The organism is Streptomyces sp. 3330 (assembly GCF_031456635.1).
In the GTDB taxonomy this organism is placed as follows: domain Bacteria; phylum Actinomycetota; class Actinomycetes; order Streptomycetales; family Streptomycetaceae; genus Streptomyces.
Genome location: NZ_JAVDVA010000030.1, coordinates 1 through 12,930 on the forward strand (window position 1 = coordinate 1; position 12,930 = coordinate 12,930).

Below are 12,930 nucleotides of genomic sequence, written 5' to 3' on the forward strand. Positions count from 1 at the left end.
ACCGCGGCGGCGCCCGCAATTTTTGCCCCCCCTCGGGGGGGCCCGCCCCCCGGGGGCGCCCCGGGGCCCCCGTGGGGGGGGGCCCGGGGCGGGGGGGCCCCCCCGGCCCCGCCCCCCCACCTCGCCCCCACCGAAAGGAACGCCCCCGTGCGCATCAGCACCGGACGCCACCGCAGGACCCGCACCCTCTCGATCGCCGCCGCGGTGGCGGTATCGGCGGGGGCGGGCGGCGTCTGCCTCGGCCTGTCCGGCAGCGGTGCCGAAGCCGCCTCGTCGACGGTCACCGTCTCCACCACCGCCCAGCTGGAGGCGGCCGTGCGGAACGCGGTCGCCGGCACCGTCATCCAGGTCCGCGGCGCGCGCACGTCGTCAACACCAACGCCGCCTGGGACAACACGCTGAACGGGTTCACCGAGAACTTCAACACCGGGGCGATCGCGCTGAACCGCAACACCGCCTACGCCAACGCGCAGGCGGGTTCTACTTCGCCACCGGCAAGGCCCGGCTCGCCCGCAATCTCGCGGTGGGCGACAAGGGCGGGGCGGACAAGCTGGGCGCGTCGGCCGTCTCCGCCGCGAACAGCTGGGACACCGGGGTGTCCACGCCCGCGTTCGTCTCGACGGACGCGACGACGGCGTACGGCGCCCGGAAGGCGGACGGCTCGCTGCCCGCGACGGCCTTCCTGACGACGGGCTCGACCACCGTCGGATCGACGATGAACTAGGCCGGGCCGGGCCCCCGTGGTCAGGAGTCGCCGTCGTCGTCCTCGACGGCGGCGAAACCGCCGCCCACGGCGCCCTGTTGCCGCTCCGACCGGCCCGTGACCGCGTAGCTGTCGTCCTGGGCGTCACGGCCGCCGCGGTCGTGGTCGTACTGCCCGGCGAACACCCACTCGCCCTCGGCGACCGTACGGCCCTCCTTGAGCACCCAGGTGTAGACCAGGAAGCCGTCCCGCTCGGCCACGGAGAACGTGAAGTCGTCCTCGGGCAGCGAGCGCCAGGCGCCCGCGGACGAGACCCCGCCGGTCTGCGCGACCTTCAGCTGCACCGTCAGTTCGGTGAGTGCCTCGGACGTCTTGACGGTGACGTTGCTCTGCGCCCAGAAGTCGTTGCTGTGCGGGTCGACCGAACCGTCCGACCACAGCGGGCCGTCCTCGTCGTCGGTCGTCGCCGGCAGCAGCGTGGCCGCGGGCGCGGAGGGCTTCGCCGCGGGGCTCCGCGAGGGGGAGGCGCTCGGCTTCGCCGGGTCCTTGTCGCCGCCGCCCGCACTCGGCGTGGCCGTCGGCGAGGCAGGCGGCCGGCTCGTCGCGTCCGGTGACTCGACCGGCTGCGGCGAGACGGAGACCGTCTGCCGCGCCGGGGTGTCGTCCTTCACCGCGGACGCCACCGCGTAGCCGCCGACCGCGAGCATGCCCGCGACCGCCGCCGTGGCGCCGACGATCCGCGCCCAGCCCCACAGGGCCGGGCGGCTCGCCCGGTGGTCGGACCGTTCGGCTCCCTGTCCCGCCATGCCCCGCTCGACGCGTGCCAGGATGCGCGCCCGGTCGGGTTCGTGTGCCTCGGCCGCCCCGTGCAGCCGGGCGCGCAGTTCGTCGTGCACGTCCCGCCGCATCGTCATCGGTCCCTTCCCGAGGCCGAGGCCTCACCGGTGCGCACCATCGCGGGCACCTTGAGCGGAGCTCCCTCGGTGCCGAGCAGCTTCTGGAGCTCGGCCATCCCCTTCGAGGTCTGGCTCTTCACCGTACCCACCGAGACCCCCAGGGCGAGGGCCGTGTCCTTCTCCGAGAGGTCGAAGGCGTGCCGCAGCACCACACAGGCCCGTTTGCGGAACGGGAGTCTACGCAGTGCCGACTGGACGTCCACCACGCCCGCGATGTCGGGGTTCTCCGTCTTCTCCTCGCGCTGCGACCAGAACAGCGCGACCCTGCGGCGCTCCCGGACGGCGCTGCGGATGCGGCTGCGGGCGAGGTTGGCGACGACGCCGCGGGCGTAGGCCACCGGATGGTCCGCCGCGCGCACCCGGTCCCAGCGGTTCCACAGCGCGAGCAGCGCGTCCGCCGCGAGATCGTCGGCGGCGTCCGCCTCACCGGTCAGCAGGTGGGCGAGCCGGGACAGTTCGGCGTAGTGGCGGTCGAAGAAGGCATGGAATTCCACGGAGGCGGCGTCGTCGACGACTGTGCCCACGGGTGACCTCTTCTCGCAACGACTGGTGTGCCTGTGTGTGTCATGTGAATGACATACGGATGCCCCGAGGAGGTGGCCGGGACGAGATCGGGAAGCGTAGCAGCGGTCGACTGCTCACCCTGGTGCGGGGGTTCGAACGAGCGGTGGCGGGCCGAACGACTCCGGAGTCCGATTCCGTAACACGACGAAAACCTGAAGGCGGTTCAACGCGGGAACAATCCAGCCAGCATCCGCACCCAGATCGTTCAGGCATTGAGGAGCACCAGCCATGTCCGAGACGCAAGTGACGGCCGACCGGCCAGGTACCGCGCCCCCCGCGGTGAACAGCGTCGACCGGTACTTCCGGATCTCCGAGCGGGGGTCCACCTTCGGCCGGGAGATACGCGGCGGCTTCGCCACGTTCTTCACCATGGCCTACATCCTTGTCCTGAATCCCATCATCCTGGGCAGCGCCAAGGACAAGTTCGGGCACCAGCTCGACACCGTCCAACTCACCACCGCCACCGCCCTGGTGGCCGCCGTGATGACGATCGTCATGGGTGTGGGCGGCAACCTGCCCCTCGCCCTCGCCGCGGGCCTCGGCCTGAACGCGGTCGTCGCCTTCCAGATCGCCCCGCTGATGAGCTGGGACGCCGCGATGGGCCTCATCGTGCTCGAAGGCCTGCTGATCTGCGTGCTGGTGGTGACCGGCCTGCGCGAGGCCGTCATGCACGCCATACCGCAACCGCTGAAGCAGGCGATCAGCGTCGGCATCGGCCTGTTCATCGCCTTCATCGGCTTCGTCGACGCCGGGTTCGTCAGCCGCATCCCCGACGCCGCGAACACGACCGTCCCCGTGCAGCTCGGCGGCGCCGGCACCCTCACCGGCTGGCCGGTGCTCGTCTTCTGCCTCGGTGTGCTGCTGACCATCGGTCTGCTGGCCCGCAAGGTGAAGGGCGCGATCCTGATCAGCATCGTGACGATGACGGTCCTCGCGATCGCCATCAACTCGATCGCCGACATCGCCTCCTGGGGCCTGACCACGCCCTCGTGGCCCGACAAGATCGTCGACACCCCCGACTTCGGGCTGATCGGCCACTTCAGCCTGTTCGGCGCGTTCGGCGAGACCGGCGTCGTCACCGTCGTCCTGCTGATCTTCACGCTGATCCTGTCCGACTTCTTCGACACCATGGGCACCGTCGTCGGCATCAGCGCGGAGGCCGGACTTCTGGACGAGAAGGGCGACGTGCCCCGGCTGGGCCGGGTGCTGCTCATCGACGGCGCGGCGGCGGTCGCGGGCGGCGCGGCCTCGTCGTCCTCCGCGACCTCCTACATCGAGTCGGCCGCCGGCGTCGGCGAAGGGTCCCGCACCGGCTTCTCCAACCTGGTCACCGGCGGGCTGTTCGCGCTCGCCCTGTTCCTGACGCCACTGCTGACCATCGTCCCGCTCCAGGCGGCCGCACCCGCCCTGATCGCCGTCGGCTTCCTGATGATGACCCAGGTCAAGAGCATCGACTGGGACAAGTACGAGATCGCGATCCCGGCGTTCCTCACCATCGCCGTGATGCCCTTCACCTACTCGATCACCAACGGCATCGGCGCGGGCTTCCTCGCGTACGTCCTCATCAAGACGGTGCTCGGCAAGGCGAAGGAGGTCCACTGGCTGCTGTGGGGGGCCTCGGCGCTGTTCGTCGTGTACTTCGCGATCGACCCCATCGAGCAGATCCTCGGCGTGAAGTAGAGCGCCCCGGGGTAGCGCGGTGCACCGCGCGGCCGGCCACGGCGGATCCGCCGGCCGGTCGCGCGGTGCGCCTCAGTCCTTCAGCGCCGCTTCCATCATGGCCTTGGCGACCGGCGCCGCCAGGCCGTTCCCGCTGACCTCGGACCGCGCGGCGTCGGACTGCTCGACCACGACCGCCACGGCGACCTGCTTGCCCGAGGAGTCGGACTTCCCGTACGACGTGAACCACGCGTACGGGGCCTTGCTGTTGTTCTCGCCGTTCTGGGCCGTGCCCGTCTTGCCGCCGACGGTCACGCCGTCGATGATCGCGTTCGTGCCCGTGCCCTGCTCGACGACCGTCTGCATCGCCGACCGCAGCTGCTCGGCCGTGGAGGAGCTGACGACCTGCGTGCTCGACGCCTCGTCGTCGTAGTCCTCCAGGACGTCGCCGCCGCCGTCGGTGATCTGCGCGACCATGTGCGGCGAGACCAGCTTGCCGCCGTTGGCCAGCGCGGCCGACACCATGGCCATCTGCAACGGCGTCGCGGTGACGTCGAACTGGCCGATGCCGGTCAGCGCCGTGGACGACTCGTCCATGCCGGACGGGTACACGCTCGGATACGCCCGCACCGGCACGTCCTGGCTCCGGTCGTCGAAGCCGAACTTCTCGGCCGTCGCCCTCAGCTTGTCCTGTCCGAGCTGGACGGCCATGTGCGCGAACACGTTGTTGCAGGAGTACTGCAACGCGATCCGGATCGTGGCGTTCTCGCAGGGTGCGGACGTGTTCTCGTTCTTCAGGACCGTACGCGTGCCCGGCAGGGTGTACGGGTCCGCGCTGTCGGTCTTCTCGTCCACCGAGGAGTACAGCCCGTCCTCCAGCGCGGCCGCCGCCACGACGAGTTTGAACGTCGAGCCCGGCGCCAGCGGCTGCCGCAGCGCCCGGTTGGTGAGCGGCTTGTCGGAGTCCGCGTTGAGCTTCTTCCAGGCCGTCCCGGCGGTGTTGGCGTCGGTCAGTGCCGACGGGTCGTACGACGGGGTGGACACCACCGCGAGGATCTGGCCGGTCGTCGGGTCGAGCGCGACCGCCGCGCCCTTCTTGTCACCGAGCGCGTCGTACGCCGCCTTCTGCACGTCCGGGTCGATCGTGGTGATCACGTTGCCCGGTTCCGCCCGCTTGTCGGTGACCGTGTCCAGCGCGGTCTTCAGCCGGGTGTCCGTGCCGTTGAGCAGGTCCGCGTAGATGCCCTCCAGCTGGGTGGGGGCGTAGCTCTGCGAGGCATAGCCGGTCACCGCCGCGTACAGCTCGCCGTCCGTGTACGTGCGTTTGTATCTGAGGTCGCCGCCCGTGGTGGCGGCCGAGCCGGTGATCGCCTTTCCGGCCACGATGATGTTCCCGAGCGGCTCCGCGTACGTCTCGATCGCGTTGCGCCGGTTGCCCTTGTCGTCCGCGAGCGCCCGGCCTTCGTAGAACTGCACCCAGGTCGCCCGGAGCAGCAGGGCGAACACCAGCAGCAGCGCGAAGACGGAGGCGCGCCTGATCGTCTTGTTCATTGCGAACAGAAGGACGAACGGGATGGACGCCATCGTTCCCGTCCGCCCCGTTTTCTCATCGACCGTTCATCTGAGGCCGGTTCACCCGAGGCCGGTTCACCCGAGGCCGGGGCGTCCGGAGCCGCTTCGGCCGGGCCCGCGCGCTCCGGCCGGGGCTCAGGTCTCCAGCCGCAGCACGATCTCCTCGATCTCCGCGCCCCGCGCGTTCGCGTAGCCGGTGGCCCGGGCGGTGGGCCGGAAGCCGCACTTCTCCAGGACCCGCAGGGAACCGGCGTTGTCGGCCGCGGCCCGCGCGAACAGCGGCCGTTCCGGGACCTCGGACACCAGCGCCCGCAGTGCCTCGGTGGCGATGCCCCGGCCCCAGTAGGCGCGGTCCACCCAGTACGTCACCTCGCGCTCGCCCGGTTCCCCGTACACCGCCGCGCTGCCGACGACGTCCCCGTCGGCCAGGATCGTGCGCTGCACGGCGGACGAGGCGCGGATCCTCGACCAGTGAGCGTCGAAGGCGTCCCGGTCGGCCGGGTCCTTCGCGGTGAACGCGGCCATCCTGAGGGACTCGGGGTCGTTCTGCTGCCGGAAGAACACCGGCAGATCGCTGTCGTGGACCTGGCGCAGGGTGATCAGCATGCCTCAGAGCCTACGGGTGGCCAGCGTCAGCCGGTCGCGCGCGTCGAACAGCGCGTCCTTCACGAGTTGCTCGTGCGCGGGGGTGAGCCGCGCCACCGGCACCGAGCAGCTGATCGCGTCCCGGGCCGGCGTGCGGTACGGGATGGCCACGCCGAAGCAGCGCAGGCCCAGCGTGTTCTCCTCGCGGTCCACCGAGAAGCCCTGCTCGCGGATCTGGTGCAGCTCCTCGATGAGCTTCTCGCGGTCCGTGATGGTGTGCTCGGTCAGCGCCGGCAGCGTCTCCGGCAGCAGCTTGCGGACCTGCTCGTCGGTGTAGGTGCTCAGCAGCGCCTTGCCCAGCGAGGTGGAGTGGGCGGGGAGGCGGCGCCCGACCCGGGTGAAGGGCCGCAGGTAGTGCTGGGACTGCCGGGTGGCGAGGTACACGACGTTCGTGCCGTCGAGCCGGGCCAGGTGGATGGTCTCGGTGGTGTCGTCCGAGAGCCGGTCCAGGGTCGGCCGGGCGGCGGCGACCACCTCGTCGCCGTCGATGTAGGACGTGCCGACGAGCAGCGCCCGTACCCCGATGCCGTACCGCGTGCCCGTCGCGTCCGTCTCCACCCAGCCCAGCTCCACCAACGTGCGCAGCAGCATGTAGAGACTGGACTTGGGATAGCCGACGGCCTCCTGGACCGACGCCAGGGAGTGCATTCCGGGGCGGCCGGCGAAGTATTCCAGCAGCTCAACCGTCCGCACCGCGGACTTGACCTGCGCCCCGCCCCCCGTCTCGCCAGCCGACATCGCCCTTGACCCCTTCGTTCGACGGGAAATACGCTCCGACAGCATATTCATCATCAGAGACAGCGTTCAGTATATCGAACGCCCCTGGTGGATGAGCCAGTACCAAACGTGGTCAGAACCAAGCGTGGAGGGACCCGCGGTGGCAGCAGCACCAGTCTGGAGTGTCGACCCCCGAACCGGGAAGCAGCGTGAACAGGTTGCGGTGGAGGCCACGGCCCAGGAGGTCGACGCCGTCGTCCGCGCCGCCCACGAGGCACGCGGCTTCCTCGCCGACCGCGGCGTCCGCTCCGCTTTCCTGCGTGCGGCCGCCGACCGGCTCCAGGCGGCCAAGGACACGCTCGTCGAGGTGGCCGACGCCGAGACCGCGCTCGGCCCGGTCCGGCTGACCGGGGAGCTCGCCCGCACCTGCTACCAGCTGCGCGCGTTCGCCGACATCGTCGACGAGGGCGCGTTCCTCGACGTCGTCATCGATCATCCCGACGACACCGCCACCCCGCCCGTCCCCGACCTGCGTCGCTACAAGGTGCCGCTCGGGGTGGTGGCCGTGTACTCGGCGTCCAACTTCCCCTTCGCGTTCTCCGTCGCCGGCGGCGACACGGCCAGCGCGCTCGCGGCGGGCAACCCGGTCGTCGTCAAGTCCCACCCCGACCACCCGGGCCTGTCCGAGCTGGTCGCCAAGGTGGTGCGCACGGCCGCCGCCGAGCACGGCATCCCCGCCGGGGTGCTGGGGCTGGTGCACGGCTTCGAGGCGGGCGTCGAGCTGATCAAGCACCCGCTGGTCGCCGCGGCCGGTTTCACCGGGTCGATCCGGGGCGGGCGCGCGCTGTTCGACGCGGCGGCGGCCCGTCCGGTGCCGATCCCGTTCCACGGCGAGCTGGGGTCGCTGAACCCGGTCGTGGTGACCGAGGCGGCCGCCGTCGAGCGGGCCGAGGCCATCGGCGCCGGTCTCGCCGGGTCCATGACGATGGGCGTCGGGCAGTTCTGTGTGAAGCCGGGACTGGTGCTGGTGCCGTCCGGCGCGGCCGGTGACGGGTTGGTCAAGTCGCTCACCGACGCGGTCAGCGACACCGACGCGGGCGTGCTGCTCGACCACCGGATGCGCGACAACTTCATCGCCGGCGTCGCCGAGCGGGCCGAGCTGCCCGACGTGGAGTCGCCGGTGACGCCGGGTGCGGGCGGGGAGCACACCGTCAGCGCGGGCTTCCTGACCGTGCCGGCCTCCCGGCTGGCCGCCGAGGGCGCGCACGACCTGCTGCTCGAGGAATGCTTCGGACCGGTCACCGTCGTGGTCCGCTACGACGACGAGGGCGAGGTCAAGGCGGTGCTGTCGCGCCTGCCCGGGAACCTCACGGCCACCGTCCAGCTGTCCGAGGAGGAGGCCGCGGGCGAGGGCCGGGGCGGGGAGATCCTCGCGGAGCTCACCCCGCTGGCCGGGCGCGTGCTGGTCAACGGCTGGCCCACGGGCGTCGCCGTCGCTCCGGCCCAGCACCACGGCGGGCCGTACCCGGCCACCACCTCCACGTCCACCTCGGTCGGCGGGACCGCCATCGAGCGGTGGCTGCGGCCGGTCGCCTACCAGAACGCCCCCGCGGCGCTGCTGCCCGTGGAGTTGCGGGACGAGAACGAGCTGGGGCTGCCGCGCCGGTTCAACGGGCGACTGGAGCGCTAGCGCCCCGCGCGGGCGTCGTCGAGGGGCGCGGTGGAGCGTCGGGCGCGGGTCTTCCGCGGCTCGTCGCGCGGCTCCCCGCCCCCCTCGTTCGGTCGCTCCCCTGAGATGATGAGGTCATGGACGTCTCGCTTCCCGAACTGCCCTTCCCCCTGCGTACTTACGGGCCCGACGGGCACTGGTCGCACGAGGACGGGGTGCTCACCGGCTGGGCCGGGGCCCGGCAGGACCGGTTCGTGCCGCCCACCGGGGACGGGGTGGAACCCGCCGCCGACGCGCCCAGGCTGCTGGGGGCGCCGGAGGGCGACTTCCAGCTCATCGCCCGCGTGACCGTCGGGTTCAACTGGGCCTTCGACGCGGGCGTGTTGTACGTGCACGTCGGTGAGCGGGCCTGGGCCAAGCTGTGTCTGGAGTACTCCCCGGACGTGGCCACCGTCTGCACGGTGGTCACCCGGGGGCACTCCGACGACGCCAACTCCTTCACCGTGGACGGCAGTTCCGTCTGGCTCCGGGTGAGCCGCACCGGCCGCGCCTTCGCCTTCCACGCCTCCCGGGACGGCGAGCGGTGGACCTTCGTCCGCCTGTTCACGCTGGGCGAGGAGAAGGAGACCGGCGCCGCCCTGGTCGGATTCATGACGCAGTCGCCGATGGGCGAGGGGTGCGTCGTGACGTACGACCACATCGAGTTCAGGACCGAGTGGCCGGACGACCTGCGCGACGGAAGCTAGCCGGCCGGAACCGGGGGGAGGGCTCCCTCGTCCTCTCCTGCATGATCGGAGATCGTGTCAGGGGACACCGGGTGATCCGCACCGCCGTCACCGCCGAGGCGGAGAGGGTCGCCGCGCTGCACGCGCGCGCCCGGGCCACGTACTACCCCGACGGGGTGCCGCAGGACGGCACCGACTGGCTCGCCGCCTGGCGCTCGGCCATCGAGCGGCCCGACGGTCATGTGCTGTGCGTCGTCGAACAGGGGCGGCTCGTCGGGCTCGCGTCCTTCCGTACGCCCGAGGGCGCGCCCGCGCACACGGTCAAGCTGTTCCAGTTCCACGTCGACCCCGACCACTGGCGTGCGGGGATCGGCACGGTCCTGCACGCCGCCTGCGTCGAGCAGTGGCGGGCGGACGGGCGGCGCACGGCCGTGCTCGACGTGCACGTCGACAACGGGCGGGCCCAGGCCTTCTACGCCCGGCAGGGCTGGAGCCCGGACCCGGACAATCCGCCCGGCGAGGGCGAGCACCACCTCTGGCTGAGGTACGCGGTGACCGGGGAGCAGGCGGGGGAGTGACCGGCGAGCGGCTGGGGCGGCGCCAGAGGCGGAAGCCGTAGAGGCAGTGTCGTGGGGGCAGCGCTCCGGCAGGGTCCGCGGCCGGGGAATGAAACGTCCTGCTTGAACGTTCATGCACTCGCCGGAGGGGAACCTCCGTGCGGATCTCCCGCGGGGGAGCTCCGTACCCAGCCGCACGACCTGGAGAGAGCCGAGACATGCGCGTCGAGATCTGGAGCGACATCGCCTGCCCCTGGTGCTACGTGGGCAAGGCCCGCTTCGAGAAGGCGCTCGCGGCCTTCCCGCACCGTGACCAGGTCGAGGTGGTGCACCGCTCCTTCGAACTGGACCCGGGCCGCGCCAAGGGCGACGTCCAGCCCGTCCTGGCCATGCTCACCAAGAAGTACGGGATGAGCGAGGCGCAGGCGCAGTCCGGCGAGGAGAACCTGGGCGCCCAGGCCGCCGCCGAGGGCCTCGCCTACCGCACCCGCGACCGCGACCACGGCAACACCTTCGACATGCACCGGCTGCTGCACTTCGCCAAGGAGCACGGCCGGCAGGACGAGCTGATCCAGATCCTCTACCGGGCGAACTTCGCCGAGGAGCGGTCCGTGTTCGCCGAGGGCGACGAGCGGCTCGTGGACCTGGCCGCCGAGGCCGGTCTCGACCCCGAGGCCGCCCGCGCGGTCCTCGCCGACCCGGCCCGCTACGCCGACGAGGTCCGCGCCGACGAGCGCGAGGCCGCCCAGCTCGGTGCGAACGGCGTGCCCTTCTTCGTCCTCGACCGCGCCTACGGCGTCTCCGGCGCCCAGCCCGCCGAGGTCTTCACCCAGGCCCTCACCCAGGCCTGGGGCGACCGCTCCCCCCTGAAGCTGATCGACAACGACGGCGCGCAGGCCTGCGGCCCCGAGGGGTGCGCGGTCCCGCAGCAGTGAAACCCGCAGGTGAGAGCCGATCTATAAGCTCTCCTTAGCGGAATCACGTAAAAATCGGCAATGGACGAGGGGTTCCCCGGGTCCCACAGTGGACCCATGGAGACCTTCGAGAGCCTCGTCCGCGCCGAGTTCACCCCGAAGACCACGTACCTCAACACGGCGAGCAACGGCCTGCTGCCGGCCCGCACCGTCGCCGCCCTGCACGAGGCGGCGGTGCTGCGCGCCGAGGGCAGGCCGCTGACCCCGCTGCACGAGGACGTGGAGGCCTGCCGGGCCGCGTACGCCCGGCTGGCCGGCGTCCCGGTCACCCGGGTGGCGCTGGGCGCCTCGGTCGCCGCGCACACCGGTGTGATCGCCGCCTCGCTCCCGGCGGGCGCGGAAGTGCTCACCGCCGAGGACGACTTCACCTCGGTGCTCAACCCGTTCCACGTCCGCGCCGACCTCAAGGTCCGCGCCGTCCCGTTGGAGCGCGTCGCCGAGTCCGTCCGCCCGGGCACGGCGCTGGTCGCGGTGAGCGCGGCCCAGTCCGCCGACGGCCGGATCGCCGACCTCCCCGCCCTGCGCGAGGCGGCCAGGACGCACGGCGCCCGCACCTACGTCGACTTCTCGCAGTCGGCCGGCTGGCTTCCGACGGACGCCGCCGCCCACGACTTCTCCGCCGCCGTCTCCTTCAAGTGGCTGCTCGGCCCGCACGGCGCGGCCTTCCTGGTGGTCCCGGAGGACTTCGGCGGGCTGTCCCCCGTCCTCGCCGGATGGGTGGCCGGGGAGCGGCCCTGGGACAGCTGTTACGGCCCGGTGGCCGAACTCGCCCGCTCGGCCCGGCGGTTCGATCTGACGCACGCCCTGTTCACCTACGCCGGACTGCGCCGCTCCCTCGACCTGGTGGAGGAACTCGGCGTGGCGGCGATCGGCGCCCACGACCTCGCCCTCGCCGACCGCTTCCGCGCGGGACTCGCCCGGCTCGGTCATCGCGCCGTGGACGCGCCCGGCTCCGCGATCGTCTCGGTGCCGGGACTCGGCTTCCGTCAGCCCGAGCTGGCCGCCGCCGGGATCCAGGTCTCCGACCGCTCGGGCCATCTGCGCGCTTCCTTCCACCTGTTCAACACGCCCGCGGACGTCGACCGGCTGCTCGACGCCCTCGCGCCCTGAGGGTCCGACGCGCGGCAGGCCCGGAAGCACGGCGGCCCCGACGCACGGCAGGCCCGGAAGCACGGCGGTCCCGACGCACGGCAGGCCCGGAAGCGCGGCGGTCCCGACGCACGGCAGGCCCGGACGCCGCCACCCGATCCGGGTGGGGGCGTCCGGGCCTGCCGGCGCAGCCTGCGGGAAGCCGGTTCAGCGCACCGGCGTGAAGTCCCGCGCGCCGATGTACTCCGGCCTGCGGACCGGGGCCGCGAACGGCTCCACGGCCGTGTTCTCCACGCTGTTGAACACGATGAACACGTTGCTGCGCGGGAACGGCGTGATGTTGTCGCCCGACCCGTGCATGCAGTTGCAGTCGAACCAGGTCGCCGAACCGGCCTTGCCCGTGAACAACTTGATGCCGTAGTCGCCGGCCATCGCGGTCAGCGCCTCGTCCGAGGGGGTGCCCGCGTCCTGCATCTGGAGCGACTTCTTGTAGTTGTCCTCGGGCGTCGCCCCGGCGCAGCCGAGGAACGTCCGGTGCGAGCCCGGCATGATCATGAGCCCGCCGTTGGTGTCGAGGTTCTCGGTCAGCGCGATCGACACGGACACCGTCCGCATGTTCGGCAGCCCGTCCTCGGCGTGCCACGTCTCGAAGTCGGAGTGCCAGTAGAAGCCCCCCGCGCCGAAGCCCGGCTTGACGTTGATCCGCGACTGGTGGACGTACACGTCCGAGCCCAGGATCTGCCGGGCCCGCCCCACGACCCGCTCGTCGCGGACGAGCGCGTCGAACACGGGACTGAGCTTGTGCACCTCGAAGACGGAGCGGATCTCCTTGGACTTCGGCTCGACGATCGACCGCCCGTCCGCCCGGATCTCCGGGTCGGCGACCAGCCGCTCCAGCTCCCGCCGGTAGACGGCCACCTCGTCGTCGCCGATCAGCCGGTCGACGGCGAGGAAGCCGTCGCGCTCGTACTCCTGGAGGTCTGCCGCCGGGATCGGGCCCGGCGCGTCGGGGGAGCCCCAGACGACGGGATCCTTGCGGGGCACGGACACCTCGGTGGTGCCACGGGTGGGGTAGAGATCGGTGAGGGTGGTCACGATGC

Annotated in this window: 14 protein-coding genes; 8 read left to right on the forward strand and 6 right to left on the reverse strand. The window is 71.9% G+C overall.

What is annotated here, in order from left to right:
- Positions 1-147 precede the first annotated feature (147 nt).
- Both J2X68_RS40360 and J2X68_RS40365 read left to right on the forward strand, forming a co-directional pair.
- Complete coding sequence (locus J2X68_RS40360) at positions 148-402, forward strand: hypothetical protein (protein WP_399041519.1); 255 nt, start codon at positions 148-150, stop codon at positions 400-402.
- A gap of 121 nt (positions 403-523) precedes the next feature.
- Complete coding sequence (locus tag J2X68_RS40365; RefSeq protein WP_399041520.1) at positions 524-724, forward strand: hypothetical protein; 201 nt, start codon at positions 524-526, stop codon at positions 722-724.
- Between the two features lie 20 nt (positions 725-744).
- Here J2X68_RS40365 and J2X68_RS34145 read toward each other — a convergent pair whose 3' ends face one another.
- Entirely contained in the window at positions 745-1,617 is an 873-nt protein-coding gene (locus J2X68_RS34145) for a hypothetical protein (RefSeq protein ID WP_310436481.1), read from the reverse strand.
- Complete coding sequence (locus J2X68_RS34150; protein ID WP_310436482.1) at positions 1,614-2,183, reverse strand: SigE family RNA polymerase sigma factor; 570 nt, start codon at positions 2,181-2,183, stop codon at positions 1,614-1,616. The genes J2X68_RS34145 and J2X68_RS34150 overlap by 4 nt, the downstream gene beginning before the upstream one ends.
- A gap of 268 nt (positions 2,184-2,451) precedes the next feature.
- Between J2X68_RS34150 and J2X68_RS34155 the strand changes: the two genes are divergently transcribed.
- Positions 2,452-3,903: an NCS2 family permease gene (locus tag J2X68_RS34155; protein WP_310436483.1), complete on the forward strand. Its 1,452-nt coding sequence runs from the start codon at positions 2,452-2,454 to the stop codon at positions 3,901-3,903.
- Positions 3,904-3,975: 72 nt separating this feature from the next.
- Here the strand turns inward: J2X68_RS34155 and J2X68_RS34160 are convergent, their stop codons facing one another.
- The 3 genes from J2X68_RS34160 to J2X68_RS34170 all read right to left on the reverse strand — a co-directional run bounded on the left by J2X68_RS34160 (position 3,976) and on the right by J2X68_RS34170 (position 6,837).
- On the reverse strand, positions 3,976-5,433 hold the full coding sequence (locus tag J2X68_RS34160) for a penicillin-binding transpeptidase domain-containing protein (protein WP_310436484.1): 1,458 nt from the start codon (positions 5,431-5,433) through the stop codon (positions 3,976-3,978).
- 156 nt (positions 5,434-5,589) lie between these two features.
- On the reverse strand, positions 5,590-6,060 hold the full coding sequence (locus J2X68_RS34165; RefSeq protein ID WP_310436485.1) for a GNAT family N-acetyltransferase: 471 nt from the start codon (positions 6,058-6,060) through the stop codon (positions 5,590-5,592).
- 3 nt (positions 6,061-6,063) lie between these two features.
- Positions 6,064-6,837 (reverse strand): IclR family transcriptional regulator, encoded by a 774-nt coding sequence (locus tag J2X68_RS34170; RefSeq protein ID WP_020130471.1) that lies wholly within the window; start codon positions 6,835-6,837, stop codon positions 6,064-6,066.
- Between the two features lie 139 nt (positions 6,838-6,976).
- Between J2X68_RS34170 and J2X68_RS34175 the strand changes: the two genes are divergently transcribed.
- The 5 genes from J2X68_RS34175 (at position 6,977) to J2X68_RS34195 (ending at position 11,851) form a co-directional block, all read left to right on the forward strand.
- Positions 6,977-8,506 (forward strand): aldehyde dehydrogenase (NADP(+)), encoded by a 1,530-nt coding sequence (locus tag J2X68_RS34175; protein WP_310436486.1) that lies wholly within the window; start codon positions 6,977-6,979, stop codon positions 8,504-8,506.
- A gap of 116 nt (positions 8,507-8,622) precedes the next feature.
- On the forward strand, positions 8,623-9,231 hold the full coding sequence (locus J2X68_RS34180) for a DUF1349 domain-containing protein (RefSeq protein ID WP_310436487.1): 609 nt from the start codon (positions 8,623-8,625) through the stop codon (positions 9,229-9,231).
- A 41-nt stretch (positions 9,232-9,272) separates the two neighbouring features.
- Positions 9,273-9,788, forward strand: a complete 516-nt coding sequence (locus tag J2X68_RS34185) for a GNAT family N-acetyltransferase (RefSeq protein ID WP_310436488.1) — start codon at positions 9,273-9,275, stop codon at positions 9,786-9,788.
- A gap of 197 nt (positions 9,789-9,985) precedes the next feature.
- Positions 9,986-10,702 carry a DsbA family oxidoreductase gene (locus tag J2X68_RS34190; protein ID WP_310436489.1) on the forward strand — a complete coding sequence of 239 codons (717 nt, stop codon included), beginning with the start codon at positions 9,986-9,988 and terminating at the stop codon, positions 10,700-10,702.
- Between the two features lie 96 nt (positions 10,703-10,798).
- Positions 10,799-11,851 carry an aminotransferase class V-fold PLP-dependent enzyme gene (locus tag J2X68_RS34195; RefSeq protein ID WP_310436490.1) on the forward strand — a complete coding sequence of 351 codons (1,053 nt, stop codon included), beginning with the start codon at positions 10,799-10,801 and terminating at the stop codon, positions 11,849-11,851.
- 186 nt (positions 11,852-12,037) lie between these two features.
- On the opposite strand, the gene thpD is transcribed toward J2X68_RS34195, so the two are convergent.
- Positions 12,038-12,925, reverse strand: a complete 888-nt coding sequence (gene thpD / locus J2X68_RS34200; RefSeq protein ID WP_310436491.1) for an ectoine hydroxylase — start codon at positions 12,923-12,925, stop codon at positions 12,038-12,040.
- Positions 12,926-12,930 lie beyond the last annotated feature (5 nt).

Bases quoted from the DNA above. Each gene is read 5' to 3' on its own strand.
- J2X68_RS34145 (WP_310436481.1), bottom strand. From the start codon at position 1,617: ATGACGATGCGGCGGGACGTGCACGACGAACTGCGCGCCCGGCTGCAC.
- J2X68_RS34155 (WP_310436483.1), top strand. From the start codon at position 2,452: ATGTCCGAGACGCAAGTGACGGCCGACCGGCCAGGTACCGCGCCCCCC.
- J2X68_RS34160 (WP_310436484.1), bottom strand. From the start codon at position 5,433: ATGAACAAGACGATCAGGCGCGCCTCCGTCTTCGCGCTGCTGCTGGTG.
- J2X68_RS34165 (WP_310436485.1), bottom strand. From the start codon at position 6,060: ATGCTGATCACCCTGCGCCAGGTCCACGACAGCGATCTGCCGGTGTTC.
- J2X68_RS34170 (WP_020130471.1), bottom strand. From the start codon at position 6,837: ATGTCGGCTGGCGAGACGGGGGGCGGGGCGCAGGTCAAGTCCGCGGTG.
- J2X68_RS34180 (WP_310436487.1), top strand. From the start codon at position 8,623: ATGGACGTCTCGCTTCCCGAACTGCCCTTCCCCCTGCGTACTTACGGG.
- J2X68_RS34185 (WP_310436488.1), top strand. From the start codon at position 9,273: ATGATCGGAGATCGTGTCAGGGGACACCGGGTGATCCGCACCGCCGTC.
- J2X68_RS34190 (WP_310436489.1), top strand. From the start codon at position 9,986: ATGCGCGTCGAGATCTGGAGCGACATCGCCTGCCCCTGGTGCTACGTG.
- J2X68_RS34195 (WP_310436490.1), top strand. From the start codon at position 10,799: ATGGAGACCTTCGAGAGCCTCGTCCGCGCCGAGTTCACCCCGAAGACC.